31 protein-coding genes are annotated in these 24980 nt (G+C 52.1%); all 31 read left to right on the forward strand.

Features of this window, described 5'->3' with window-relative positions; translation table 11 throughout:
* The first annotated feature begins 1 nt into the window (after position 1).
* Positions 2 to 1105 (forward strand): DUF2800 domain-containing protein, encoded by a 1104-nt coding sequence (locus HNQ47_RS00865; RefSeq protein WP_246345982.1) that lies wholly within the window; start codon positions 2 to 4, stop codon positions 1103 to 1105.
* Complete coding sequence (locus HNQ47_RS00870) at positions 1098 to 1670, forward strand: DUF2815 family protein (RefSeq protein WP_138337770.1); 573 nt, start codon at positions 1098 to 1100, stop codon at positions 1668 to 1670. Before HNQ47_RS00865 ends, HNQ47_RS00870 begins: the two co-directional genes overlap by 8 nt.
* Before the next feature lie 33 nt (positions 1671 to 1703).
* Positions 1704 to 1880 (forward strand): hypothetical protein, encoded by a 177-nt coding sequence (locus HNQ47_RS00875; RefSeq protein WP_246345984.1) that lies wholly within the window; start codon positions 1704 to 1706, stop codon positions 1878 to 1880.
* Positions 1881 to 1944: 64 nt separating this feature from the next.
* Complete coding sequence (locus HNQ47_RS00880; protein WP_183326631.1) at positions 1945 to 3933, forward strand: DNA polymerase; 1989 nt, start codon at positions 1945 to 1947, stop codon at positions 3931 to 3933.
* Between the two features lie 86 nt (positions 3934 to 4019).
* A complete protein-coding gene (locus HNQ47_RS00885) occupies positions 4020 to 4442 on the forward strand; it encodes a DUF7768 domain-containing protein (RefSeq protein WP_183326633.1) in 423 nt (140 codons plus the stop codon).
* A gap of 4 nt (positions 4443 to 4446) precedes the next feature.
* A complete protein-coding gene (locus HNQ47_RS00890) occupies positions 4447 to 4776 on the forward strand; it encodes a hypothetical protein (protein WP_183326635.1) in 330 nt (109 codons plus the stop codon).
* Positions 4776 to 7049, forward strand: coding sequence for a phage/plasmid primase, P4 family (locus HNQ47_RS00895; protein WP_183326637.1), 2274 nt, complete (start codon positions 4776 to 4778; stop codon positions 7047 to 7049). Before HNQ47_RS00890 ends, HNQ47_RS00895 begins: the two co-directional genes overlap by 1 nt.
* A 141-nt stretch (positions 7050 to 7190) precedes the next feature.
* Complete coding sequence (locus tag HNQ47_RS00900) at positions 7191 to 7472, forward strand: VRR-NUC domain-containing protein (protein WP_183326639.1); 282 nt, start codon at positions 7191 to 7193, stop codon at positions 7470 to 7472.
* Positions 7453 to 8805: a DEAD/DEAH box helicase gene (locus HNQ47_RS00905; protein WP_183326641.1), complete on the forward strand. Its 1353-nt coding sequence runs from the start codon at positions 7453 to 7455 to the stop codon at positions 8803 to 8805. The genes HNQ47_RS00900 and HNQ47_RS00905 overlap by 20 nt, the downstream gene beginning before the upstream one ends.
* Positions 8805 to 9029 carry a hypothetical protein gene (locus HNQ47_RS00910; protein ID WP_183326643.1) on the forward strand — a complete coding sequence of 75 codons (225 nt, stop codon included), beginning with the start codon at positions 8805 to 8807 and terminating at the stop codon, positions 9027 to 9029. The genes HNQ47_RS00905 and HNQ47_RS00910 overlap by 1 nt, the downstream gene beginning before the upstream one ends.
* Positions 9026 to 9454 (forward strand): RNA polymerase sigma factor sigma-70 region 4 domain-containing protein, encoded by a 429-nt coding sequence (locus tag HNQ47_RS00915; RefSeq protein WP_009242859.1) that lies wholly within the window; start codon positions 9026 to 9028, stop codon positions 9452 to 9454. Before HNQ47_RS00910 ends, HNQ47_RS00915 begins: the two co-directional genes overlap by 4 nt.
* A 162-nt stretch (positions 9455 to 9616) precedes the next feature.
* A complete protein-coding gene (locus tag HNQ47_RS00920) occupies positions 9617 to 9964 on the forward strand; it encodes an HNH endonuclease (protein WP_138337785.1) in 348 nt (115 codons plus the stop codon).
* A 101-nt stretch (positions 9965 to 10065) separates the two neighbouring features.
* Positions 10066 to 10662, forward strand: a complete 597-nt coding sequence (locus HNQ47_RS00925) for a P27 family phage terminase small subunit (protein ID WP_425486186.1) — start codon at positions 10066 to 10068, stop codon at positions 10660 to 10662.
* Positions 10663 to 11928 carry a site-specific DNA-methyltransferase gene (locus tag HNQ47_RS00930; protein WP_183326645.1) on the forward strand — a complete coding sequence of 422 codons (1266 nt, stop codon included), beginning with the start codon at positions 10663 to 10665 and terminating at the stop codon, positions 11926 to 11928.
* A gap of 145 nt (positions 11929 to 12073) precedes the next feature.
* On the forward strand, positions 12074 to 12742 hold the full coding sequence (locus HNQ47_RS00935; protein WP_183326647.1) for a virulence protein: 669 nt from the start codon (positions 12074 to 12076) through the stop codon (positions 12740 to 12742).
* Positions 12733 to 12957, forward strand: coding sequence for a DUF4314 domain-containing protein (locus HNQ47_RS00940; protein WP_183326649.1), 225 nt, complete (start codon positions 12733 to 12735; stop codon positions 12955 to 12957). Before HNQ47_RS00935 ends, HNQ47_RS00940 begins: the two co-directional genes overlap by 10 nt.
* A gap of 1 nt (position 12958) precedes the next feature.
* On the forward strand, positions 12959 to 13135 hold the full coding sequence (locus HNQ47_RS00945; protein ID WP_183326651.1) for a DUF5049 domain-containing protein: 177 nt from the start codon (positions 12959 to 12961) through the stop codon (positions 13133 to 13135).
* A 132-nt stretch (positions 13136 to 13267) separates the two neighbouring features.
* Positions 13268 to 13633 carry a DUF7698 family protein gene (locus HNQ47_RS00950; protein WP_183326653.1) on the forward strand — a complete coding sequence of 122 codons (366 nt, stop codon included), beginning with the start codon at positions 13268 to 13270 and terminating at the stop codon, positions 13631 to 13633.
* Positions 13634 to 13637: 4 nt separating this feature from the next.
* Positions 13638 to 13886: a DUF7678 domain-containing protein gene (locus tag HNQ47_RS00955; protein WP_183326655.1), complete on the forward strand. Its 249-nt coding sequence runs from the start codon at positions 13638 to 13640 to the stop codon at positions 13884 to 13886.
* Positions 13887 to 14007: 121 nt separating this feature from the next.
* Entirely contained in the window at positions 14008 to 15609 is a 1602-nt protein-coding gene (locus tag HNQ47_RS00960) for a terminase large subunit (RefSeq protein ID WP_183326657.1), read from the forward strand.
* Entirely contained in the window at positions 15581 to 16954 is a 1374-nt protein-coding gene (locus HNQ47_RS00965) for a phage portal protein (protein ID WP_246345986.1), read from the forward strand. The genes HNQ47_RS00960 and HNQ47_RS00965 overlap by 29 nt, the downstream gene beginning before the upstream one ends.
* A complete protein-coding gene (locus HNQ47_RS00970) occupies positions 16951 to 17679 on the forward strand; it encodes a head maturation protease, ClpP-related (protein ID WP_022117865.1) in 729 nt (242 codons plus the stop codon). The genes HNQ47_RS00965 and HNQ47_RS00970 overlap by 4 nt, the downstream gene beginning before the upstream one ends.
* Before the next feature lie 15 nt (positions 17680 to 17694).
* Positions 17695 to 18930 (forward strand): phage major capsid protein, encoded by a 1236-nt coding sequence (locus HNQ47_RS00975; RefSeq protein ID WP_183326658.1) that lies wholly within the window; start codon positions 17695 to 17697, stop codon positions 18928 to 18930.
* 19 nt (positions 18931 to 18949) lie between these two features.
* Positions 18950 to 19285: a head-tail connector protein gene (locus HNQ47_RS00980; RefSeq protein WP_009242872.1), complete on the forward strand. Its 336-nt coding sequence runs from the start codon at positions 18950 to 18952 to the stop codon at positions 19283 to 19285.
* Complete coding sequence (locus HNQ47_RS00985; RefSeq protein ID WP_009242873.1) at positions 19282 to 19614, forward strand: phage head closure protein; 333 nt, start codon at positions 19282 to 19284, stop codon at positions 19612 to 19614. The genes HNQ47_RS00980 and HNQ47_RS00985 overlap by 4 nt, the downstream gene beginning before the upstream one ends.
* The gene (locus HNQ47_RS00990) at positions 19611 to 19997 is read left to right on the forward strand and encodes an HK97 gp10 family phage protein (protein ID WP_099225001.1); all 387 of its coding nucleotides are present in this window, start codon (positions 19611 to 19613) and stop codon (positions 19995 to 19997) included. The genes HNQ47_RS00985 and HNQ47_RS00990 overlap by 4 nt, the downstream gene beginning before the upstream one ends.
* Positions 19994 to 20320, forward strand: a complete 327-nt coding sequence (locus HNQ47_RS00995; RefSeq protein ID WP_099224999.1) for a hypothetical protein — start codon at positions 19994 to 19996, stop codon at positions 20318 to 20320. The genes HNQ47_RS00990 and HNQ47_RS00995 overlap by 4 nt, the downstream gene beginning before the upstream one ends.
* 5 nt (positions 20321 to 20325) lie before the next feature.
* Positions 20326 to 20910, forward strand: coding sequence for a major tail protein (locus tag HNQ47_RS01000; protein WP_009242876.1), 585 nt, complete (start codon positions 20326 to 20328; stop codon positions 20908 to 20910).
* 11 nt (positions 20911 to 20921) lie between these two features.
* The gene (locus HNQ47_RS01005) at positions 20922 to 21299 is read left to right on the forward strand and encodes a hypothetical protein (RefSeq protein ID WP_099224995.1); all 378 of its coding nucleotides are present in this window, start codon (positions 20922 to 20924) and stop codon (positions 21297 to 21299) included.
* A 179-nt stretch (positions 21300 to 21478) separates the two neighbouring features.
* Positions 21479 to 24199 carry a phage tail tape measure protein gene (locus HNQ47_RS01010; protein WP_183326660.1) on the forward strand — a complete coding sequence of 907 codons (2721 nt, stop codon included), beginning with the start codon at positions 21479 to 21481 and terminating at the stop codon, positions 24197 to 24199.
* A 1-nt stretch (position 24200) separates the two neighbouring features.
* Entirely contained in the window at positions 24201 to 24980 is a 780-nt protein-coding gene (locus tag HNQ47_RS01015; RefSeq protein WP_183326662.1) for a distal tail protein Dit, read from the forward strand.

Below are 24980 nucleotides of genomic sequence, written 5' to 3' on the forward strand. Positions count from 1 at the left end.
GATGCCCTCGCCTTTTGGCAGAAGGCCAGGCGAGGCGAGGCTCTGCGAAACCTATGAGGACAAAGGATCAGACTACGCTGCAGAAGGCACCGATGCACATGCGCTTGGCGAGTACAAACTCAAGACCGCACTCGGTATGCCTGTCGACGATCCGACCGACAGCCTCAAGTGGTATTCCGAGGAGATGGAGGACTGCACCAGCGGCTATGCCGAATATGTGCTGGAACAGGTCGAAGCCGCCAAGGAAACCTGCACCGACCCGGTAGTTCTTATCGAGCAGCGTGTGGACTTCTCCCGCTGGGTAGAACAAGGCTTCGGAACCGCCGACTGCATCATCATTGCGGACGGTACGCTCCGAGTGATCGACTACAAGCACGGCTTAGGCGTCTTGGTCTCTGCAGAGGAGAATCCGCAGATGCAGTGTTACGCTCTCGGCGCTTTGGAGCTTTTCGATGACATTTACGACATCGAACAGGTTTCCATGACTATTTACCAACCGAGGCGTCAGAACGTCAGCACCTACGAAATCAGCAAGGACGACTTGTACCGCTGGGCGGATGAAGTCTTAAAGCCCACCGCAGATTTGGCTTTTGCCGGTGACGGGAACTTCCTGTGCGGTGAATGGTGCGGCTTCTGCAAGGCTAAGAATGAGTGCCGCGCCAGAGCCGAGGCAAATCTTAAGCTCGCGCAGCATGATTTCAAACTCCCGCCACTGCTTACGGATACCGAGATCGAGGTTATCCTCGGCAAGGTAGATGAGCTGGTTAGCTGGGCTTCCGATATCAAGGAATACGCCCTGCAGCAAGCTCTCTCCGGTAAGGAATGGACTGGCTTTAAGCTCGTCGAAGGACGCAGCAACCGCAGATACAGCAACGAGGCCGCCGTCATTGATGCGGTCGAGAAAGCAGGCTTTGACCCGTATGAGAAAAAGCTGCTCGGCATCACCGCCATGCAGAAGCTCCTCGGCAAGTCCCGCTTTGATGAACTCCTAACGGCTTACATTGAAAAGCCGCAGGGCAAACCCACACTTGTGCCGGATAGCGACAAGCGCCCGGCCATGAATACAGCAAAAAATGATTTTATGGAGGAAAACGACAATGAGTAAGAATGTAAAAATCAGCAATCCCATGAAGGTTATCACCGGTGTCGACACACGCTGGAGCTACGCAAACGTCTGGGAGCCGAAGTCCATCAACGGCGGCACTCCCAAGTACAGCGTGAGCCTCATCATCCCTAAGTCCGACACCAAGACCATCGCCAAGATTCAGGCTGCTATCGAGGCTGCCTACAAGGAGGGCGAGGCCAAGCTCAAGGGCAACGGCAAGTCCGTACCGGCGCTCTCTGTTTTGAAGACTCCTCTGCGTGACGGCGATGCAGAGCGTCCGGACGACGAGGCCTACAAGAATGCCTACTTCGTCAACGCCAATGCAACCTCTGCACCCGGCATCGTGGACGCAGACCTGAATCCGATTCTCACCCGCTCCGAAGTGTACAGCGGTGTGTATGGCAGAGCCAGCATCACGTTTTATGCTTTCAACTCTTCCGGCAACAAGGGAATCGCCTGCGGGCTCAACAACCTGCAGAAGATCCGCGACGGTGAGCCTCTCGGCGGCAAGGCAAGCGCTGAGTCCGACTTTGCCACTGACGACGATGAAGATTTTCTCAACTAAGGAAAGGAGCGCAAAACAATGGAAAGCACAGTTATGATTTCATCCCTTCTCTGCAACATTCTGATCGGGTGCTTCTGCATCGTAGTCCTGTCTTGGGCAGTGGTCGCCATCCAGACGGTGATCAACGACTTCAAGCGTGAGAAACGTGAGGAGAAAAAGGCCGCGCAGGACGACGAATACCATATCAAGCGTATGGAATCCCTGAAATAATCCAGTACCGGCAGGCGGCTTAGGAGCAATCTTAAGCCGCTTGTTTGAATTGAGGTGAAAATCTATGCAAACACTCAGTATTGATATCGAAACCTACAGCGACGTAAACCTGTCAAAGTGCGGCGTATATAAATATGCCGAGTCACCGGACTTTGAGATACTGTTATTCGGCTACAGCTCCGACGGCTCCGAGGTGACGGTCATCGACCTTGCACAGGGAGAACGCCTGCCGCATGAAATCATAGAAGCCCTGACTGATGATTCTGTCATCAAATGGGCTTTCAATGCAAATTTTGAACGGGTGTGCTTATCCCGATATCTCCGTGATCTTGGAGTAAGCCTTGACCCCTTCCATGAAAACCACCCTCTCTCGACCGAATGCGCACGTTTCTTAAACCCGGAAAGCTGGCGCTGCTCTATGGTCTGGGCGGCCACAATGGGACTACCGCTTTCTCTGGAAGGCGTCGGTGCCGTCCTCGGTCTTGAAAAACAGAAACTCACGGAGGGAAAAGACCTGATCAAATACTTCTCCGTGCCCTGCGCTCCGACGAAAGCAAACAGCGGTCGCACGAGGAACCACCCTTTCCATGCGCCGGACAAGTGGGACGCCTTCAAAAAATATAACATCCGCGATGTAGAAACCGAGATCGGCATCAAGGATCGTCTTGCCAAATTTCCTGTGCCGGAGGAGGTCTGGGATGAATACCATATCGATCAGGAAATCAACGACAGAGGTGTCCGGCTCGACATGGATCTGGTAAAGGAAGCCATCGAAATGGACACCCGCTCCCGGTCAGAACTGACTGCCGCTATGAAAGATATGACAGCACTTGATAATCCAAACTCCGTCCAGCAAATGAAACAGTGGCTCTCTGATAACGGACTCGAAACTGACAGCCTTGGAAAGAAAGTCGTGGCAGAACTAATCAAAACCGCTCCTCCAGAACTTCAGACCGTTCTGGAGCTCCGACAGCAGCTTGCCAAATCCTCCGTTAAGAAATATCAGACGATGGAGCGTGCGGTCTGTGATGACGGTAGAGCTCGCGGCATGTTCGCATTTTACGGAGCCAATCGTACCGGACGCTGGGCAGGCAGGCTTATACAATTACAAAACCTCCCGCAAAATCATCTCCCGGATCTGGCTGACGCACGCGCTCTTGTAAAATCCGGTGACTTTGATGCCGTGAAGCTCTTATATGAGGATGTCCCGGACACCCTCTCTCAACTAATCCGGACAGCGTTCATCCCGAAAGACGGTACGCAGTTTTATGTTTCCGACTTCAGCGCCATCGAAGCAAGAGTCATCGCGTGGTATGCCGGTGAGACGTGGCGTCAAAAGGTCTTTGAAACAGGTGGTGACATCTACTGCGCCAGTGCCAGTCAGATGTTCCATGTTCCGGTTGAGAAGCATGGCATTAACGGCCATCTGCGTCAAAAGGGCAAAATTGCGGAACTCGCGCTCGGCTACGGCGGCTCGGTCGGTGCCTTAAAGGCAATGGGCGCTATAGAGATGGGACTTTCCGAAGATGAGCTTCCTCCGCTGGTGGATGCATGGCGGCAGACAAATCCAAACATCGTAAAATTCTGGTGGGATGTCGACCGCGCTGTCATGGAGGCTGTGAAGTATAAACACACAACCAGCAGCTACGGGCTTACCTTCTCCTGCCGCTCCGGGATGCTCTTTATTACGCTGCCCTCCGGACGGAACCTCGCCTATGTGAAGCCAAAGGTCGGTACGAATAAATTCGGAGGCGAGTGTATCACCTATGAAGGCATCGGCAGCACGAAAAAATGGGAACGGCTCGACTCATACGGGCCGAAATTCGTGGAAAACATCGTGCAGGCAACCTCTCGCGACATCCTCTGCTATGCCATGAAGACGCTGCGCTGCTGTTCCATTGTCATGCATATCCACGACGAACTGGTCATCGAAGCAGACCCTCGCATGTCCCTTGACGTTCTCTGTGAACAGATGGGCAGGACTCCGCCGTGGGCAAAAGGCCTGAAGCTCCGCGCCGACGGTTACACCACGCCCTTCTACAAAAAAGATTAAAAATCGTTCGCTCAAATCAGGCGTTCATCTCCAGTGGAAATTGGAGGTGGACGCCTTTAAGTCTGCCCGGAAAGGAGGACTCCCCAGTGAGCAACGATTATCGCAACAGCGAAGGCTATCCTGACCCAACCGCAGGTGAAGCACTCTCCCGGATTGCTGCAAATGAAAAGCAGTCCCTTCGTGCTTTCCGGCCTATCGTCTACATCTGCTCTCCGTTTTCCGGAGACGTGGAGACAAATGTAGCTAATGCCAGACGCTACAGCCGCTTTGCCGTGGACAAGGGATATATCCCTATCGCACCGCATTTGCTATTTCCGCAGTTCCTTGATGATAACAATCCGGATGAACGTGAGCTTGGTCTTTTCTTCGGAAATGCCCTCATGAGCAAGTGCGCTGAGGTCTGGGTATTCGGTAGCCGCATCTCATCCGGTATGGAAGCAGAAATCAAACGCGCCAAGTGGAAGGGCTATCACTTGCGCTATTTCACAGAAGAATGTCAGGAGGTTTAACGCTATGTATGAAATTAAAGAAAATCGCAGAGAGCTTTTCGATGGCACGGAGATCACCACCTACACCCGTGATGTGGTAAGTGCCAATATTCTGCAGGTCGAAGCCGGGACAACCGGCTACAAAGGTGGCGACACCGGCCACGGCGGACGCACTTATTTCCGCATTTCCGATGAAGCCAGCACAGATATCCATGTCACGCCTTTAATGGACAGATTCGGCTGCAACGGTTTTGAAGTTACCCTTGGCGGCGACTGCGAACTGGAAACCATGATCCGCGCCCTAAAATTTATCACGAAGGTGCTGGAGGAAGAATCGGAGGAGGTGTACGACTGATGTTTACCCTGTATAGCGCCGATTTTATCGGCAATCCCGGAAACTGCTCCTATCCGCATAAGACCGTTGTCATGGACGCGGACAGCATGAGAGACGCAGTCGGTCACGACTATGTGTGTGCGGAGTACAAAAACCACTACCGCAACAGCGACAACTTTCTCTCCGCTGACTGCCTCCCCGTTGACTGTGATAACGACCATTCAGAAGATCCGAAAGACTGGATCACACCGGCAGACGTGCTGGAGGCATTTCCGGGAGTAAGCCTCGCCATCCATTACAGCCGTTTTAATCAGCGCGAGAAAAACGGCAAACCGGCAAGGCCAAAGTTCCATGTGCTCTTTCCCATCGACCGGGTGACAGATGCCGCCCTCTATAGCGATATGAAGAAGCTGGTCAATTCCATATTTCCGTATTTTGATACGAAGGCTCTGGATGCTGCTCGCTTCTTCTTCGGAACACAGGAGCCGAATGTGGAGCTCTATCCCGGTCGCATGAACCTCACGGAATTTTTGAATGACGACGAGTTCGATGCAGACCTGCCCGGCGGGCATGAAAAAGACGTCGTGATACCGGAAGGAAGCCGTAACGCTACCATGTCCCGTTTTGCCGGTATCGTCATAAAGAAATACGGCGATACAGAAAAAGCCTACCAGAGCTTTCTTGAAAAGGCCGCAACATGTGTGCCACCTCTGGATAACAGCGAGCTTAATACAATCTGGCACAGTGCCCAGCGTTTTTATTCCAAGATCAGCCGAGAGGACGGATATGTCCCTCCGGAAGTTTATAACGACGAGAACAGCTATAAGCCGGAGGACTTTTCCGACGTCGGGCAGGCAGAGGTGCTCTCGAAGTATTTTGCAAACGAGCTGCGTTACTCACCGGCCACCCACTTTATCCGATACAGCGATCACTACTGGCAGGAAACAGAACCCGGCGCACAGGCCGTCGCTCATGAACTCACCCGCAGGCAGCTCGCAGAAGCCAGTCGAAATTTGATGGAGGCTCTGCAGAAGCTCAAAAATTGCGGAGCACAGGAAATCCTTGATAACACATCCAAGGCCAAGGCTGAACAGCTGATGAGCGACGAACAGATGGAGGCCTATCAGGAGTTCCTTGCCGCCAAGGCCTACCAGAGCTTTGCCGTCCGTAGACGCGACTCCAAAAACATTACATCTACCCTCAAAGAGACGCACCCGATGCTGGAAATCTCGCCGAGAGACTTGGACGCAGACTGCTTCCTGCTCTGCACACCGGAGGCGACCTACGACCTTCGTAAAGGTATCGCCGGAGCCCGCGAGCACTCTGCTGATGACTTTATTACAAAAATCACGTCCGTGTCACCCGGCAGTAAAGGAGCGCAGCTCTGGCAGGATAATCTGGATCTGATTTTTCAGAAGGATCAGCAGCTTATCGACTATGTGCAAATGATCTGCGGCCTTGCTGCAATCGGGAAGGTTTTTGTGGAGGCACTCATCATTGCATACGGCGATGGCCGGAACGGCAAATCCACCTTCTGGAATGCCATCTCCCGCGTGCTTGGACTCTACAGCGGAAATATATCCGCAGATACCCTGACCGTCGGCTGCCGCAGGAACATCAAGCCGGAAATGGCTGAGGTCAAAGGCAAGCGCCTGCTGATTGCTGCGGAAATGCAGGAAGGTGCAAGGCTCAACGACTCTACCGTCAAGCAGCTCTGCTCTACGGATGATGTGTTTGCGGAGAAAAAGTATAAAGACCCGTTTTCCTTCAAGCCCTGCCATACGCTGGTGCTGTATACGAACCACCTGCCTCGCGTCTCCGCTTCCGATGACGGTATCTGGCGCAGGCTTATCGTTATCCCATTTAATGCCAAGATCGAGGGCAAGGCCGACATCAAGAATTACGGCGAGTACCTGTATGAAAATGCCGGTGAAAGCATTCTGGCATGGATCATCGAAGGTGCCAAAAAAGTCATCGCGCTGGACTACCAGATTCCGGTACCGGACTGCGTGACAAAGGCCATCGATGAATATCGCAGCCAGAACGACTGGTTCGGGCATTTTCTGGACGAGAAGTGCGATGTGGATGAGTCCTTTAAGGAAAGCTCCTCGGCGCTCTATCAGGCATACCGCAACTACCCGCTGGACTGCAATGAGTATGTGCGCAGCACGGCAGATTTTTACTTTGCGCTGGAGAAAGCCGGATTCGAGCGGCTGACACTGAATCGGAAGCGCTATTTCAAGGGCTTAAAGATTCATGAGGACAGCGGTGCAGAGGAAGATTTTCTGCAGTGATCCGGGACTATGACAAGGTGTATCAAGGTCTTATATAAAAACTCTCTTAGGCCTAAAAAAATAGCTCTAAGAAAAAGTTTGGTAAATACCATTGATACACCTTGCACATCCCCTGAAATTAACGCCTGACGGAGGTTTGCAATGATAGAAAAACAGATAGAAAACAAGTTAACTATGGCGGTGAAAAAGAACGGCGGCATTGCCCTTAAGCTGGTGTGTCCCTCTTTCGCAGGAATGCCCGACCGACTGATCTTACTCCCTGACGGCCATATCGGTTTCGCAGAGCTGAAGGCACCCGGCAAAAAGCCACGCCCTCTCCAGCTCTCACGCCACAGGCTGCTGCGGGAGCTTGGCTACCGGGTATACGTCATTGACGATCCGGAACAGATTGGAGGGATGATCGATGAACTTCAATCCACATGATTATCAGGCTTATGCCATCCGCTACATCGAAAAGCATCCCGTGGCTGCAGTCCTTTTAGATATGGGACTTGGCAAGACGATCATCAGTCTGACAGCAGTATATGACCTGTTGTTTGACAGCTTCGAAGTGCATCGCGTTTTAGTGGTGGCTCCCTTAAGAGTCGCCCGCGATACATGGCCAGCAGAAATCCAGAAATGGGAGCACCTAAGAGGTCTAACCTATGCGGTCGCAGTCGGGACACCGAAGGAGCGAAAAGCCGCCCTCATGCATGGAGCAGATATTACGATCATCAACCGTGAGAACCTGCAGTGGCTCATTGACGAGTCCGGCTTTCCCTTTGACTTCGATATGGTGATTATTGATGAGCTGTCGTCCTTCAAAAATCATAAATCCAAGCGTTTCAAGTCTCTGATGAAGGTACGGCCACGGATTCACCGGATTATCGGCCTGACCGGCACTCCTTCCTCCAACGGACTCATGGATCTGTGGGCGGAGTTTAAAGTGCTGGATATGGGCGAGCGCCTCGGACGCTTTATCACGCAGTACCGGACAAATTACTTCATGCCGGACAAGAGAAACGGCGAGATCATCTACTCCTATAAACCGCTGCCCTATGCGGAGGACGCCATCTATCGGAGGATCTCGGATATCACGATTTCCATGAAATCTACCGACCATCTGAAGATGCCGGAGCTGGTTTCAACGGAATATGAAGTGCAGCTTTCCGACTCTGAGCGCAGCCGTTATGAAGATTTGAAACAAGAGCTCATATTGCAGCTCCCCGACGGCGAGGTGACTGCTGCCAATGCCGCATCGCTTACAGGCAAGCTCTCACAGCTCGCAAATGGTGCCATATATGCCGATACCGGTGAGGTCATCGAGTTCCACGACCGGAAGCTGGACGCTTTGGAGGATATTATCGAGGCCGCCAATGAAAAACCGCTTCTTGTGGCCTACTGGTTCCGGCATGACCTTAGCCGCATCAAGAACCGCTTCAATGTCCGGGAGATCAAGACCAGCCGAGATATTGCTGACTGGAATGCGGGAAAGATTCCTGTAGCAGTCATCCATCCGGCCTCTGCCGGTCACGGTTTGAACCTTCAGGCAGGAGGCTCCACCCTTGTATGGTTCGGTCTCACATGGTCGCTGGAATTATATCAGCAGACCAACGCCCGTCTCTGGCGGCAAGGTCAAGAATCCGGCACTGTGGTGATCCAGCACATTATTTCCAAGGGCACCATCGACGAAAGGATCGTAAAGGCGCTATCTAAGAAAGAGATGACGCAGACCGCACTGATTGACGCGGTCAAGGCTGATCTTGAGGTGGTGTGATGACCGATCCTTATGAAAATCTCGCCAATGCCATCGTGCTGCAGGCAGTGAAGGATTACCGGGACGCCCTGAAGCGCCTGAAAAAGAAACCCGGTAATCAAGCCGCTATGTCGGATGCAATGGAATGTGAACTGTTCTTCCGCTCCGGCTGGTACAAAGCACTGACGAGTGTAGACGGCGAGTATCTCATACAAAAACTACGAGAGGAGGCGAAGTCCTTATGACAGTAAAAGAATATCTCCATCAGGCCTACCGCCTTGATCAGAGAATCAAGTCCGACACGATGGAAGCGCAAAACCTACGTGAGATGGCGGGAAGTGTGTCGGCTATCCAATATGATAAAGACCGCGTGCAGACTTCCCGAAATACGGAAGCACCCTTTGTCCGAACGCTTGAGAAGCTGTGGACTCTGGAAAAGAAAATCGCCGGTGAGCTGGAAATGCTATCAGACCTTAAGAAACAGATACGGGAGGTCATTGAGGCAGTCCCTGATACCGACGAGCGCATGGTACTCAAGTATCGGTACATCCATAACTATACATGGGAGCAGATCGGAATGGAGCTCTGTGCAGATGCCCGCACCATTCGTCGCTGGCACGGCAAGGCGCTCCTTCATGTAACACTTCCGGATGATCCGATTATCATTTGAAATGCGCCCGAAATGTCCTGCTTTGTCCTGAGATGTCCACCCGCCCTTTATGATAGTATATAATCAGCGAAAAGAATAAAGAAACAGCTGCACGCGCAGCACACGAGCCTTGCGGGAACACCCTGCAGGGCTTTCTTTATGCCCTGAAAGGAGGCACGGCTTATGCCAAGAAAACCACAACGACCGTGCCGCTATCCCGGCTGCCCACATCTTACGGACGGCGTTTATTGTGAGGAGCACGCCAAGATCATGGAACAGCACTACGAGAAGTTCCAGCGCGGCTACTCTCCCGGCAAGCGCTACGGCAGAGCATGGAAACGAATCCGTGACCGCTACGTTCATAAGCACCCGCTTTGTGAGCAGTGCTTAAAGGAAGGACGCTACGTCGCGGTCGAGGAAGTCCACCACATCGTGCCGCTTGCTGAGGGAGGATCGAATGACGAGTCCAACCTTATGAGTCTTTGTCGTTCGTGTCACGAGAAGATTCACCGCGAGCGCGGCGACCGGTAGGGCGGTCAAAATCTCTACGACCCTTTTCCCCGGAAAACGGCGCGGGGTCTTTTACGCAAAAATTGCAATTCAAACAGGGTATTAAACCCTGCACCACAGAAATGGAAGTGATCGACATGGCGAAAGACGGAACCTATCGCGGCGGGCGGCGTGTCAAAGCTGGCTCCAAGCCGGACGCCCTCGCCGACAAAATTATGAAAGGCGCACCTGCAAAGCGTATGGAGCTGCCGGACTTCACTGACGACATGACCGACTTCGATGTTGACGACATCGGTGACGGCGTGGAGCTGGAAGGCATGGATATGCCAAGCCCGGATGATTACCTCTCTGCTCTTCAGAAGGACGGTAAGCCCCTCGGTGCAGATGAAATCTATAAGGAAACATGGCTGTGGCTCAAGGAGCGCGGCTGCGAGAGGCTGGTAAACAAGCGCCTGCTTGAAAGCTACTCTGAGGCCTTTGCCCGGTATATCCAGTGCTCCGAAGCTGTCAGCAAATACGGCATGCTCGGAAAGCACCCGACCACCGGCGCTGCAATTGCGAGCCCATTCACACAGCTTTTGATGAATTTTCAGAAGCAGGCCAACCTGCTCTGGTATGAGATTTACGACATTGTGAAGCAAAACTGCACCGAGCCATTTGAAGGTAGTCCGCAGGACAGCGTGATGGAGCAGCTGCTTCGAAGCAGGAGGAATATGTAAATGAACACACAGAAATTAGAACAGGTACCTATTGATAAACTGGTGCCCTACGCCCGGAATGCCCGGACACATAGCAAGGAGCAGATCGCACAGCTCCGGGCTTCTCTCAGGGAGTTCGGCTTTGTGAGTCCTGCTGTCATTGATGCGGACTATAACATCCTCGTCGGCCACGGTCGCATTACGGCTGCCCGCGAGGAAGGATATGAAACCGTGCCCTGCGTCTTTGCAGAAAACCTGACGGAAGCACAAAAGCGTGCGTATATCCTTGCGGATAATCAGCTGGCGCTCAACGCAGGCTGGGATGAGGAAATGCTGTCGGTCGAATTGTCTGATCTGCAGGATCAGTCCTTTGACCTATCTCTCCTCGGCTTTGATGCCGGTGAGCTGGATAAACTGCTCGGCACCGGAAGCGAAAAGGACATCGCCGATGATGATTTTGACCTCACCGCTGCCCTTGAGAAAGCTTCCTTCGTAGAGCCCGGCGACATCTGGACGGTTGGCAAGCATAGAGTCATGTGTGGAGATGCCACCTCTCCGGAAGATGTGGAAAAGCTCATGGACGGCAAGAATGCAAACCTTGTTCTGACCGATCCGCCCTACGGCGTATCCTTCAAAGCCTCGGATGGTCTTACGATCAAGAACGACTCTCTCAAGGGCGAGGAATTTTACAAGTTCCTGCTGGCAGCGTTTAAGAACATGGCTGACCACCTCGAAAAAGGCGGAGCCGCTTACTGCTTCCACGCGGATACTGAAGGGCTCACTTTCCGAAAGGCATTCATTGACGCAGGTTTCCATCTCGCCGGTGTGTGTATCTGGGTAAAGAACAGCCTCGTGCTCGGTCGATCCGATTATCAATGGCAGCATGAACCTGTGCTCTATGGTTTTTTGCAAAACGGCAAGCACCCGTGGTATTCCGACCGCAAGCAGACCACCATCTGGAACTACGATAAACCAAAGCGCAATAAGGATCACCCGACCAGCAAGCCGCTGGATCTTCTGGGCTATCCCATCCAGAACTCCTCTCAGGAAAATTCTGTAGTTATTGATACCTTCGGCGGCTCCGGTTCCACACTGATGGCCTGCGAGCAGCTGAACCGCGTCTGTTACATGATGGAGCTCGATCCGAAATACGCCTCTGTCATCCTTCGCCGTTACGTGGAGGATACCGGCGATGAGGAAAATGTATATGTAATAAGGAACGGCGAAAAGCTCTTCTATTCCGCTCTGGCAAAGGAAGTCGAGACCTCTCCGACGGCGGGTGTATAATACACAATTTCTGCCCGGATTCTTCGGCGATTTTCTACCTTAGAAAATGTCGAAAAATGCTTGATAAATAAGGCTTTCAGAGTGATGTATATACATGCCGAAAGGCACAGCTTAAAACCTTAATTCACAAAGGAGGAACACACTCATGAAAGCAAATTACAACGTAACCGGAAACGACAGAAAAGCATTGGTCGCAGCCATCGAAAACCTCACCGGCGATAAGGCGATCTACATGCGTATGCCGACCTGCGCTTACGAGATCGGCGACATCACGGTCGACAAAGAAGGCGGCGTAACCTGCGAGGACGCAGACAAGCTGGAACGCATCATCCACAGCCTGATCGCGGATGGCTTCACACCGGAGGATACCGAAGAGGTCGAAAGCTACGATGAAGCCACCGGCCTTACAGTCAGCCTCCCGCTCGACAAGGTGGCAGTCGGAAATCTCACCAACCTCCTCACCGCCAAGGAGAGCCTCATCAAAAAGGCACTCGGCATTGACGACCTTGGCATTGAGGTCACGGAGGATGCGGTCAGCTTCCCTTGGTTTACTGAGATGCCTGAGCCGGACGAGGTCAAGGCCTACACCCACTTCATTGCCGCCCTTGGCAAAATGAGCCGGGATTTGAAGCGTATCAGCGCCACTGAAAAGGAAGTCGACAACGAGAAGTACGCATTCCGCTGCTTCCTCCTGCGGCTTGGCTTCATCGGAAACGAATATAAGGCAGAGCGCAAGATTCTCCTTAAGAATCTCTCCGGCAACTCCAGCTGGAAGAACGGCGCACCGGAAAAGGAGGTGGCAGCATGCGAATGATCACGAAAGAGCAGCTTGAAGCGCTCCGCTCCCGCTACCCGGCAGGCACCCGCGTGGAGCTTCTCCAGATGGACGATGTGCAGGCTCCGCCTATCGGCACCAAGGGAACCGTTACGGGAGTCGACGATACCGGCAGCCTCATGGTGAACTGGGACAACTGCTCCGGCCTGAATGTCATCTACGGCATCGACCGTGTGCGGAAGGTGGTGGACTGATATGGATGAAAAGGTAAAGGAACAGATTCTTGCCATCCGGGACACTGGTCTTACCAATATGGTCGATGTAAACATGGTGCAGCGTCTGGCCTACGAGAGAGACTTCTACGAGCTGGTTTTATACCTTGAGGATCACCGGAAAGAATACGTGAATTTCATTCTGACCGGCGAGGCATAAACTACACAATTTAGGCCTCAAAACTTCCTGCAGGATTGTCACATATATTTCGATAAATAGCTTGCTATTACAGGCGTTCAGAGTGATATATGTACATACCAAAAGGGAAAACAACAACAAGGAGGAACCACCATGAAGTACACAATCGAAGCCATAGAAAACGCGAAACCCGGAATGCGCTGGGAAGAGATCGGATGCCATTGGACGCTGGGACAGGCCTACCTTTACAGCAAGGAAGCCGGAAACGACCTGCCGAACTTCGCCGAAGTCATCTGGGATTACGACATCGAAGCGATCCTTGCAGATTGCCGGAAGCTCGGAGTAAAGGAATTCACCATCAGCTCCACCTTCTCAAGTCTCATCGAGACCATTGCAAAGTTTGAGGAGCTCGGCTGCACGCTGGACGGAATTGTAAAGGTCAAGGAGCGCTACACCCGCTTCGGAAGCGACGAGCACGCCCTCATCCCGGCCTTCAAGATGACGGTAAGGGAGGCGTAAGGAAATGTGGAGCGAAGGAGTTATCGGCATCCCGGATGCCAAGGACAAGGAAAAATATACCAAGTGCCACTACTGGGTAAAGCACTACGATGTGCCAAGCGAAACTTACGGCATCAACGGCGGCAGGATCAGCAAGCTCATGATCAAGATTGACGGCGAGACCGTTTGCAACTACGACAGAGGCTGGGACATTCATCCCACCTGTAAGGAAGCAGAGATGGCGCTTTGCATCCTGCTGGAGAACCACAACTAAGCATTAAACCCGAATATGAATATTCCGGGAGACTGAGCCAGAAGGCTCTTTCTCTCGTACTGATACCAGATCGCTATGGCGGTCTTTTATTTTGCTCTGAAAGGAGGCGGCCACCGTGCCAATGCGAAAACTGAAAAACTATAAGCCGACCCGCTTCATGGCAGAGACTTCTCACTACAGCAAGCAGATGGCGGACTTCGCTGTGATGTTCATCGAGCAGCTCACCCACACCAAAGGCACGTGGGCAGGAAAACCCTTCGAGCTCATCGACTGGCAGGAAAGGATCATCCGCGACCTGTTCGGTGTCCTGAAGCCGAACGGTTACCGTCAGTTCAATACGGCCTATATCGAAATTCCTAAGAAAATGGGAAAGTCAGAGCTGGCCGCTGCTGTCGCCCTGCTCCTTTGCTGCGGTGACGGTGAGGAACGCGCCGAAGTCTACGGCTGCGCTGCCGATAGACAGCAGGCCACCATCGTTTTTGATGTTGCTGCGGATATGGTGAGGATGTGTCCGGCACTTAATCGTCGCGTCAAAATACTGGCCTCCCAGAAACGGATCATCTATGAGCCTACCAACAGCTTCTATCAGGTGCTCTCCGCTGAGGCCTACAGTAAGCACGGCTTTAATATCCACGGCGTGGTATTTGATGAGCTGCACACCCAGCCAAACCGGAAACTCTTTGATGTAATGACAAAGGGCTCCGGTGATGCCAGAATGCAGCCGCTGTATTTCCTGATTACCACTGCAGGGAATGACACAAACACCATCTGCTATGAAGTCCACCAGAAAGCGCAGGACATCCTCGACGGCAGGAAGTTCGATCCAACCTTTTATCCGGTCATTTACGGCGCGGAACCTGATGAGGACTGGACTGATCCGGAGGTGTGGAAAAAGGCAAATCCCTCTCTCGGTATCACGGTCGGCATTGACAAGGTAGAAGCGGCCTGCGAATCGGCAAAGCAAAACCCCGGTGAAGAGAATTCCTTCAGGCAGCTGCGCCTTAATCAATGGGTAAAGCAGGCTGTCCGCTGGATGCCAATGGATAAATGGGACGCCTGCGCCTTTCCGGTCAATGAGGATGACCTCGAAGGACGTGTCTGCTATGGCGGTCTTGACCTGTCCTCCACTACGGATATTACATCCTTTGTGCTGGTGTTCCCGCCACGGGATGAAGACGACAAGTATGTGATCCTCCCGTACTTCTGGGTGCCAGAGGATACGCTGGATCTTCGCGTGAGGCGCGATCATGTACCCTACGACACTTGGGAGAAGGAAGGCGTGCTGCAGACCACCGAGGGCAATGTCATCCATTATGGCTATATCGAGAAATTCATCGAACGCCTCGGCGAGCGCTTCAATATCCGCGAAATCGCATTCGATCGCTGGGGAGCAGTCCAGATGGTTCAGAACTTGGAGAACATGGGCTTTACTGTCGTGCCCTTCGGACAGGGCTTTAAGGATATGAGCCCGCCCACAAAGGGACTCATGAAGCTGACACTTGAGCAAAAGCTCGCTCACGGCGGCCACTCGGTGCTCCGCTGGAATATGGATAACATCTTCATCCGTACTGACCCAGCCGGAAATATCAAGGCTGACAAGGAAAAATCTACAGAGAAGATCGACGGTGCTATCGCCACCATCATGGCGCTTGACCGTGCGATCCGCTGCGGCAATGACAACGGTGCTTCTGTCTATGACGACAGAGGCATTTTATTTATCTGAAAGGCAGGTGATCAATATGAGCATTTTTTCAGGACTGTTTCGTTCAAGAGATAAGCCTACCAATTCAACAACCGGAAGCTCCTACCGCTTCTTCTTCGGCGGCACGACCTCCGGCAAGGCTGTAACGGAGCGCTCCGCCATGCAGATGACGGCGGTCTACTCCTGCGTGAGGATTCTGTCCGAGGCGATTGCAGGACTGCCGATTCACCTCTATCGATACGGCGAAGGCGGCAGCAAGGAAAAAGCGATAAATCACCCGCTATACTTCCTGCTTCACGATGAGCCAAATCCGGAAATGACATCCTTTGTATTCCGGGAAACATTGATGACGCACCTACTCCTGTGGGGAAACGCCTACGCGCAGATCATTCGGAACGGCAAAGGCGAAGTAGTCGCACTCTATCCTCTGATGCCAAATCGTATGACGGTCAACCGCGATGAAAACGGTGAGCTTTATTACGAATACCAAACATCACAGGATGAGGCGCACACGATGAATGGAAGCCGTGTAAGACTTCAGCCGTCCGACGTGCTGCACGTTCCCGGTCTTGGCTTTGACGGCCTTGTGGGCTACAGCCCGATTGCAATGGCTAAAAATGCCATCGGCATGGCAATAGCCTGCGAAGAATACGGCGCTAAGTTTTTTGCAAACGGCGCGACTCCCGGCGGCATCTTGGAACATCCCGGTGTGGTAAAAGATCCGGAGCGTGTAAGAGAAAGCTGGAACTCTGCTTTCGGCGGCAGCTCTAATGCAAACAAGGTGGCTGTGCTGGAGGAAGGCATGAAATATACGCCTATCTCCATCTCACCGGAACAGGCGCAGTTTTTGGAGACGAGGAAATTCCAGATCAATGAAATCGCACGTATCTTCCGCATCCCGCCTCACATGATCGGCGACCTTGAGAAATCGAGCTTCTCAAATATCGAGCAACAGTCGCTGGAATTCGTGAAATACACGCTCGACCCGTGGGTATGCCGCTGGGAACAGTCCATGCAGAGAGCCCTGCTCTCTCCGGATGAAAAGAAAAACTACTTCTTCAAATTCAACGTGGACGGTCTGCTCAGAGGCGACTACCAGAGCCGCATGAACGGCTATGCGGTCGGACGCCAAAATGGCTGGATGTCCGCTAACGATATCAGGGAGCTTGAAAACCTCGACCGTATTCCAGAGGAGGAAGGCGGCGACCTGTACCTGATCAATGGCAATATGACCAAGCTCAAGGACGCAGGTATTTTTGCGGCCTCAGCACAGACGCAGGAGGAAGCTGATGAAACGAAGGAAACACAAACCGAACCGGAACCCGAAGACGGGCGCACCCGGTTCAGAAAGAAGGAGGCACTATGACCAGAAAGTTTTGGAACTGGGTGCGAAACGAGGAGCCAGACAGCTTTGGCTCCGACCGAACGCTCTACCTCGACGGGGAAATTTCCGATGAAACGTGGTTCGGCGACGAAGTAACACCCAAGCTATTTAGTGATGAACTGCATGCAGGCGATGGAAACATCACCCTCTGGATCAACTCTCCGGGCGGTGATGTTTTTGCTGCTGCACAGATCTACAACATGCTGATGGATTACCCACATGATGTGACGGTCAAGATTGATGCTCTTGCTGCTTCGGCAGCATCGGTTATCGCTATGGCCGGAACAAAGGTCTGCATGAGTCCTGTGGCCATGATGATGGTACACAACCCTGCGACCATCGCCATCGGTGATACCGAGGAAATGCAGAAAGCCATCGACATGTTAAACGAAGTCAAGGAATCCATTATGAACGCCTACGAAATCAAATCCGGGCTCTCCCGTCACAAGATTTCACAGCTCATGGATGCCGAGACATGGATGAACGCCAAGGAAGCCGTGAAGCTCGGCTTTGCTGACGAGATTCTGTTCAGGGATGGAGAAAAATCCGTCCCGAAGGATACGGCTGACGCAGAGATGCTTTTCTCCCGCAAGGCCGTCACCGATTCGCTGCTTTCCCGCCTGATTCCAAAGAAAAAGCCGGAAGCAAATAAACACATGGTACCAGTAACCGATCTTGAGAAGCGCCTTTCGCTTCTCGCACACTAAAGGAGGATTTTTATTATGACTCAGATTATGGAACTCATGGACAAGAGAGCGAAGGCATGGGAGGCCGCTAAGGCGTTTCTTAATAGCCACTCTCAGAACGGCGGCATGGTTTCTGCGGAGGATGCCACAACCTACGACAAGATGGAAAAGGAAGTCACCGACCTCACCAAGGATATCGAGCGTCTACAGCGTCAGGAGCAGATCGACAAGATGATGAGCGCACCGACATCTACTCCGCTCACCGGAAAGCCCGGTGTAAAGGATGAACCGGAGGATAAGCCCGGCAGAGCTTCTGCAGCCTATAAAAAGGCCTTCTGGGACAACATCCGTCATCCCGGCAATCCCGCAATCCGCGATGTACTTGAGGAAGGAACCGATGCAAACGGCGGATACCTTGTTCCGATTGAATTCGAGCACACCCTTGTTCAGGCGCTCAATGAAAACAACATCATGCGTACTATCGGCTGCAAGGTCATCACCACACAGAACGAACGCAAGATCCCTGTGGCAAATGGCCACACGCAGGCGGCGTGGACTGCCGAGAACGGTGCCTACACCGAGAGCAATCCGACCTTCGCGCAGACCAGCATTGATGCCTTCAAACTGACTGACCTCATCAAGGTGTCCGACGAGCTGCTTTCCGACAGCTTCTTTGATATCGAAGGCTACATCTCTGAGGAATTCGGTCGCGCCTTCGGTGAAGCTGAAGAAGATGCCTTCATCAACGGTGCTGTGCAGACCGGCCAGACGGCTATCGACAGACCTACTGGCCTGTTCATTCCTTCTGCTGCTGGTGGTGCTCCTTCCGGCGTAACCGCAGCTTCCGCTACGGCAATTACCGCCGATGAGCTGATCAGCCTTGTGTACTCTCTCAAGGCACCGTATCGCAGCAAGGCGAAGTTTCTCATGAATGATGCCACTGTCGCAGCTATCAGAAAGCTCAAGGATCTGAACGGCGTCTATGTATGGCAGCCTGCTCTTACTGCCGGAGAGCCTGATAGACTGCTTGGCTATCCGCTCTACACCTCTCCGAAGGTACCTACAATGGCCGCAGGTGCAAGAGCCATCGCATTCGGCGACTTCTCCTGCTACTGGATCGCTGATAGAGCCGGTCGCACAATCAAGCGCCTCAACGAGCTTTACGCTACCAACGGTCAGGTCGGCTTTACCTGCACGGAACGTGTTGACGGCAAGCTGATCCTTTCCGAAGGCATCAAGATTCTTGACATGAAGGCAACTTCCGGTTCTTAAGGCAAGGAGGTGAACGACCGTGGCTTTGATTTCAACTGAAGATGCGAAGGCCTATCTGCGCGTAGATTCGTCGGATGAGGATGCCACGGTCGGTATCCTCTTGGCCTCCGCAATTCGCTTATGTATTGATATTGCAAGACTTACGGATGATCAGTGGGAAGTGATCGACTCCGATGCTGCTTCTTCTGATGAATATACCGAAGCGGAGCTGTCTGCAATCCGGGAAACCATGAAGGTCGCTATCCTCTATACCTGTGCCTATCTCTTTGAGCACAGGGAGGAAGCCGACCACCATGCTCTTACCATGACACTACGCTCACTTCTTTTTGCAATACGGGAAGGAGCGTTTTCATGAATATAGCAGCTATGAGGGTGCGCGTCACTTTCCAGAAAAATACGGTCATCGTCGACAAATACGGAAACCACAAAACCGGCTGGGCGGATTATTTTTCCTGCTGGGCGACTGTCGGCACGAGCTCCGGTTCCGAATCTTCCGGTGTAGTCATCAATCCGGAGGAATCGCTGGACTTCACCTGCCGCTACTGCTCTGAGCTTGCGGATGTGGAATCGACAAAATACCGGATCATCGCGGAAGGCCGCACCTACAACATCACCTATGTGAATCCGATGGGCTATAAGCATAACAGCCTGAAGTTCAACTGCAAGCTGGAGAAGAACGCATGAGTAGAAATGTATCAATAAACGAGATGGGCGACGCCATTATGGAGGAACTCGAAAAATATTCAAAGCTCGCCACAGATGACATGAAGGCCGCTGTGAAAGAAACTGCTGCTTCCGTCCGTAAGGATATTCAGGCAGGCGCTCCGGTTGATACCGGTAAATACAAGAAAAGCTGGTCAGTCAAGAATATGCATGAGGATTCACAGAGCATTGACCTTGTAGTGCATTCGAGGAACCGCTATCAGCTGGCACACCTTCTGGAGCATGGACATGTGAAACGAGGCGGCGGACGTGTTCCGGCACAGCCTCATATCGCCTCAGCCGAGGAGCGCGGAAACGAAAAGCTCGTCAATACCATCAGGCAGAAGCTGGGAGGTGGATCATGACATACGACGATGTAATCACCATGTTAGAGGAAGCCGGTCTGCCGCTTGCCTACGACCATTTTGCCGAAGGCGAGTCACCAGACCCACCCTTCCTCGTTTTTCTTTATCCGGGCTCTGACAATATGTTCGCGGATGACACCGTGTTCAAAAAAATTGATGAACTGAACATCGAATTATACACGGACGTAAAAGACCCGGAAACAGAAACCCAGATCGAGGACATCTTAATCGCCCACGACCTGCCTTATGAGAAATCTGAGGTATGGATCGAGTCGGAGAAGTTGTACGAGGTCTTATATCAAACACAGATCATAGGAGGTTAAAAACTATGCCTAACACGAGTAACAAGGTCAAGTTCGGCCTTAAAAACTGCCACTACGCCATTGCTACGCTTGCCGCTGACGGCACTGTCACCTTTGGTACACCCGTAGCAATGCCCGGTGCCGTATCCCTTTCGCTGGATGCTGAGGGAGATAATGATCCATTCTATGCGGACGACTCCGTATATTACATGGTTTCAAACAACAACGGCTATTCCGGCGACTTTGAACTGGCGCTGATCCCGGAGAGCTTTCTTACGGATGTCATGCACGAGACTGAGGATGCAAACGGCGTCATTGTTGAGAACAAGGATGTAGAGCCGGAGCATTTTGCGCTGCTCTTTGAGTTTTCCGGCGACCAGAGAAAGATCCGTCACTGCATGTATTACTGCAGCGCGACCCGTCCTTCCGTCACCGGCAGCACCAAGGAGGACTCTACCGAGGTGCAGACTGAGACGCTCTCCATCACAGCTTCTCCGCTCCCTTCCGGCATTGTGAAGGTCAAAACTGGTACGAACACTACAAGTGCTGTTTACGACGCTTGGTACAGCTCTGTATATGAGCCGAGTGCTTCAGTAAGTAGCGGTGAATAAGGAGGCGCGATATGGCAGTAACAAAAACAATCGAAGTTGACGGCAAAGAGGTGCAGTTCCGCGCCTCAGCCGCTATTCCTCGCCTTTACAGAAATAAGTTCCACAGGGATATTTACAAGGATTTAAACGAGCTGCAGAAAGGCATCGATGAAAGCGACGCAGAAAGCTCCAATCTGGACACTTTCAGTCTGGAGCTTTTTGAGAATATCGCATGGCTGATGGCAAAGCATCAGAATCCTGATGTCCCGGATACTCCGGAGGACTGGCTCGACCAGTTCAACACCTTCTCCATTTATGAAATCCTGCCTCAGATCATCGAGCTGTGGGGACTCAATGTGGAACAGCAGGTGGAATCTAAAAAAAACATCATCCGACAGAGCGGGAAATGACAACCCCGCTCTTTTTACTCCGGTGTGTGCAGATCGGGCTTTCCATCTCGGAGCTCGACCTGCTCACTATCGGGACTGTCAATGACATGTATGCAGAAATGAGCAACGACGATTACAACTATCCTGCGCTCGCGACACAGGAGCAGATGGATCGATTTTAACAGGAAGGAGGTCACCGCATGGCCGACAGAATAAAAGGCATAACCGTGGAAATCGGCGGCGATACGACCGGCCTTTCCAAAGCCCTCTCCGGCGTAAACAAAGAAATCAAATCAACTCAGTCGCAGCTAAAAGACGTCAACAAACTCCTGAAGCTCGACCCGACAAATACCGCGCTGCTCGAACAGAAACAGAAGCTCCTACAACAGGCAGTCTCCGAAACGAAGGAAAAGCTCACACAGCTGAAGTCCGTGCAAGACCAGATGGATGCTGGACTCAAAAACGGTACCGTCACCCAGCAGCAATATGATGCATGGCAGCGTGAGATCATAGAGACCGAAAACGAGCTCAAAAACCTCGAACAGCAGTGTCGGGAAACAGATACCTCTATCACGGCAACACTCCGGGCGACCGGCTCTAAACTGCAGGAGGTCGGCGGGAAAATATCTGATGTTGGCACGAGCCTGTCTACGCATGTAACGGCTCCCATTGTCGCCATCGGCGCTGCCTCCATTGCTGCCTTTAACGAGGTGGATGCTGGCCTTGACATCGTTGCACAGAAAACTGGTGCTACCGGCGATGAGCTGGAAGATATGTGCCAGATCGTAAAAGACCTCGCCACGGAGATACCGACGGACTTCGAAACTGCCGGTGCTGCTGTCGGCGAGGTCAACACCCGTTTCGGCCTGACCGGGCAGGCGCTGGATGACCTCTCGGCAAAATTCATCAAGTTTGCCCAGCTCAATGATACCGATGTTTCGACATCTATCGACAATGTATCCTCCGTCATGAACGCCTTCGGCATGGACGCTTCCGAGGCAGATAATCTTCTGGATGCCTTAAATGCTACCGGTCAGGCCACCGGCATTGATATGGATACACTGGCAAACGCCCTCTCCTCCAATGCCGCGCAGCTAAAGGAAATGGGACTCACCGCCCAGCAGGCTGCTGGCTTTATGGGCATGGTGGAAATGTCCGGCCTTGATACCTCTGCCGCTATGATGGGCTTAAAGACCGCCATGAAAAATGCAACGGCAGACGGCAAAACGCTGGATCAGGTGCTTGCGGAATTCTCTACTACTATGCAGGGAAGCGGCAGCGATGCAGAAAAGCTGCAAGCGGCTTATGACCTTTTCGGAAGTAAGGCCGGTGCCTCCATTTATAATGCCGTGCAGACCGGAAAGCTCAACCTGTCGGATTTCTCCAGCTTCCTCGGAGATTTTGAAGGCAGTGTCGAGAACACCTTCAATGAGACTCTCGACCCGATTGACCAGTTTCAGATGACGATGAATTCTCTGAAGGAAACCGGTGCAGAGGTCGGCAACTCCCTGATGTCAGTTCTTGCTCCTGTCCTAAAAGAGCTCTCTGACAAGCTAAAATCCCTCGCCGAATGGTGGAACAACCTCGGAGAGCCTATGCAGCAGATGATCGTAAAAATTGCGCTCGTGGCTGCTGCAATCGGGCCGGTACTTATAATCGTCGGCAAAGTTATATCCGCTGTTGGTACCATTATGACGATTATTCCTACTGTTACCACTGCTATGGCCGGAGTAAAGACGGCGATGGCTGGTCTGAATGCTGTCATGGCGGCAAATCCGATAGGCCTGATCATTACGGCCATCGGTCTACTGGTAGCTGCATTTATCTACCTGTGGAACAACTGCGAGGGCTTCAGAGAATTCTGGATCAACCTCTGGGAAAAGGTCAAGGAGATTGCTATTACTGTATGGACGGCGATCAAGGACTTCTTCGTCAGTGTCTGGGAGGCAATAAAGAACACCTTCACAACTGTGGTAAATGCAATCAGCAGTTTTCTTACCACAGCTTGGAATACGATAAAAAGCACGGTCGAAACCGTGATGAATGCCATAAAGACTGTTATCTCTACGATCTGGAATGGCATCAAGAGCTTTTTTGAAACAATATTCAATGCAATCAAAACTGTGGTAACCACCTATTTCAATATCTATAAGACGATCATCGAAACCGTCCTGAACGTGATAAAGACCGTGGTTACTACTGTTTGGAACGCGATAAAAACAGCTGTTGAAACTGTCGTGAATGCCATAAAGACGGTCATCACCACCGCATGGAATGCCATCAAAACTACGACCTCTACGATTTTCAATGCCGTAAAGAGCGTGGTCACTTCCGTTTGGAACGGCATAAAGAGCGCGGTCATGAATGTAGTTAATACCATGAAGTCCGGCATCAGCAATGGCTTCAATGCGATCAAGAGCACGGTGTCCAATATCATAAACGGGATCAAAAATACGATCTCCAATGTGTTCAATACGATCTGGAGCACGGTATCCGGCATCGTAAACAAGCTAAAGAGCGTGTTCAACTTCAGCTGGAGCCTGCCGAAGATCAAGCTGCCGCACTTCTCCATCACAGGCAGCTTTTCGCTGAACCCGCCATCCATACCGCACTTTTCTGTGGACTGGTATAAGAAGGCGATGCCCGGCGGCATGATCTTAAAGGATGCGACCATCTTCGGCCAGAGCGGCGGCACACTTCTTGGCGGCGGTGAAGCTGGTGATGAAGCTGTGGTCGGTGTGAGCTCGCTGCGCTCCATGATTCAGGATGCAGTAGGCAGCGCTACCCTCAGCGTTTCAGGCGACCAGCCTCTCATCAATATCGAGGAAATGAGTGTCAGAAGCGACGACGATATTCGGAAGATTTCTCAGCAGCTCAACACACTGCTGACTGCAGGACGCAGGGCGAAAGGACTGGTGTAATATGGGATTTTCATTTAACGGAACAACCTCCCAGTCTATGGGACTTGCGACAAGGATTACAAACGAATACAGGATGCCGGAGCTTAGAAACAACACGATCACCATGCCCGGACGGCACGGCGTATTTGATTTCGGAGAAACGGTATCCGAGCGAAAGATACTGATTTCCTGCTTCATTCCTCCGGGAAGTACAGATGCACAGTTTCTTTCAAAGAAGGACGATATTATCGAATGGCTGAATCCGGACAACGGCCTCCGCCAGCTCATTCTGGACAAGGAACCGGGACGAGTGTATGAAGCAAGGCTTACGTCCGGATTCTCCTTTGACCGGGCAGTACGTAATTCCTGCACCTTCGATCTGGAATTTTTCTGCCCAGACCCTTATGGCTATGCCATATCAGATGAAACCTTCGATTTTGCGAAAACCGGAACCTTTACCGCTTCACGCGCTCTTGGAAATATCGAGTCCTACCCGGTCTACTCCTTGAAGGGTGTAATTCCTTCCGGGACGGACTCGTATATCTCCATAACCACAAACGGCAGCGAGCTTCAGATTATTGGACGGCTTGCCTCCGGAGAAACATTGATTATTGACTCCGACCTTATGACAGCAAAAGTAGTTGATTCCAACGGAGAAACACTTCGAAACGGTCTCCCGCTTCTGTCGGAGCTGAACTTCCCGGTCTTAAATACGGGAGATAACACCATCGTGATTGCTGCGGTCGGTACAAATACAACATTTACGGAACTGAACATTCAAGCCAGAAGCCGCTGGAGGTGA

The sequence above is a fragment of the Catenisphaera adipataccumulans genome (assembly GCF_014202755.1).
GTDB lineage: Bacteria > Bacillota_I > Bacilli_A > Erysipelotrichales > Erysipelotrichaceae > Catenisphaera > Catenisphaera adipataccumulans.

Coding starts and splice junctions, on each gene's coding strand:
- HNQ47_RS00865 (WP_246345982.1), top strand. CDS start 2: ATGCCCTCGCCTTTTGGCAGAAGGCCAGGCGAGGCGAGGCTCTGCGAA.
- HNQ47_RS00870 (WP_138337770.1), top strand. CDS start 1,098: ATGAGTAAGAATGTAAAAATCAGCAATCCCATGAAGGTTATCACCGGT.
- HNQ47_RS00875 (WP_246345984.1), top strand. CDS start 1,704: ATGATTTCATCCCTTCTCTGCAACATTCTGATCGGGTGCTTCTGCATC.
- HNQ47_RS00880 (WP_183326631.1), top strand. CDS start 1,945: ATGCAAACACTCAGTATTGATATCGAAACCTACAGCGACGTAAACCTG.
- HNQ47_RS00890 (WP_183326635.1), top strand. CDS start 4,447: ATGTATGAAATTAAAGAAAATCGCAGAGAGCTTTTCGATGGCACGGAG.
- HNQ47_RS00895 (WP_183326637.1), top strand. CDS start 4,776: ATGTTTACCCTGTATAGCGCCGATTTTATCGGCAATCCCGGAAACTGC.
- HNQ47_RS00900 (WP_183326639.1), top strand. CDS start 7,191: ATGATAGAAAAACAGATAGAAAACAAGTTAACTATGGCGGTGAAAAAG.
- HNQ47_RS00905 (WP_183326641.1), top strand. CDS start 7,453: ATGAACTTCAATCCACATGATTATCAGGCTTATGCCATCCGCTACATC.
- HNQ47_RS00910 (WP_183326643.1), top strand. CDS start 8,805: ATGACCGATCCTTATGAAAATCTCGCCAATGCCATCGTGCTGCAGGCA.
- HNQ47_RS00915 (WP_009242859.1), top strand. CDS start 9,026: ATGACAGTAAAAGAATATCTCCATCAGGCCTACCGCCTTGATCAGAGA.
- HNQ47_RS00920 (WP_138337785.1), top strand. CDS start 9,617: ATGCCAAGAAAACCACAACGACCGTGCCGCTATCCCGGCTGCCCACAT.
- HNQ47_RS00925 (WP_425486186.1), top strand. CDS start 10,066: ATGGAAGTGATCGACATGGCGAAAGACGGAACCTATCGCGGCGGGCGG.
- HNQ47_RS00930 (WP_183326645.1), top strand. CDS start 10,663: ATGAACACACAGAAATTAGAACAGGTACCTATTGATAAACTGGTGCCC.
- HNQ47_RS00935 (WP_183326647.1), top strand. CDS start 12,074: ATGAAAGCAAATTACAACGTAACCGGAAACGACAGAAAAGCATTGGTC.
- HNQ47_RS00940 (WP_183326649.1), top strand. CDS start 12,733: ATGCGAATGATCACGAAAGAGCAGCTTGAAGCGCTCCGCTCCCGCTAC.
- HNQ47_RS00945 (WP_183326651.1), top strand. CDS start 12,959: ATGGATGAAAAGGTAAAGGAACAGATTCTTGCCATCCGGGACACTGGT.
- HNQ47_RS00950 (WP_183326653.1), top strand. CDS start 13,268: ATGAAGTACACAATCGAAGCCATAGAAAACGCGAAACCCGGAATGCGC.
- HNQ47_RS00955 (WP_183326655.1), top strand. CDS start 13,638: ATGTGGAGCGAAGGAGTTATCGGCATCCCGGATGCCAAGGACAAGGAA.
- HNQ47_RS00960 (WP_183326657.1), top strand. CDS start 14,008: ATGCGAAAACTGAAAAACTATAAGCCGACCCGCTTCATGGCAGAGACT.
- HNQ47_RS00965 (WP_246345986.1), top strand. CDS start 15,581: ATGACGACAGAGGCATTTTATTTATCTGAAAGGCAGGTGATCAATATG.
- HNQ47_RS00970 (WP_022117865.1), top strand. CDS start 16,951: ATGACCAGAAAGTTTTGGAACTGGGTGCGAAACGAGGAGCCAGACAGC.
- HNQ47_RS00975 (WP_183326658.1), top strand. CDS start 17,695: ATGACTCAGATTATGGAACTCATGGACAAGAGAGCGAAGGCATGGGAG.
- HNQ47_RS00985 (WP_009242873.1), top strand. CDS start 19,282: ATGAATATAGCAGCTATGAGGGTGCGCGTCACTTTCCAGAAAAATACG.
- HNQ47_RS00990 (WP_099225001.1), top strand. CDS start 19,611: ATGAGTAGAAATGTATCAATAAACGAGATGGGCGACGCCATTATGGAG.
- HNQ47_RS00995 (WP_099224999.1), top strand. CDS start 19,994: ATGACATACGACGATGTAATCACCATGTTAGAGGAAGCCGGTCTGCCG.
- HNQ47_RS01000 (WP_009242876.1), top strand. CDS start 20,326: ATGCCTAACACGAGTAACAAGGTCAAGTTCGGCCTTAAAAACTGCCAC.
- HNQ47_RS01005 (WP_099224995.1), top strand. CDS start 20,922: ATGGCAGTAACAAAAACAATCGAAGTTGACGGCAAAGAGGTGCAGTTC.
- HNQ47_RS01010 (WP_183326660.1), top strand. CDS start 21,479: ATGGCCGACAGAATAAAAGGCATAACCGTGGAAATCGGCGGCGATACG.
- HNQ47_RS01015 (WP_183326662.1), top strand. CDS start 24,201: ATGGGATTTTCATTTAACGGAACAACCTCCCAGTCTATGGGACTTGCG.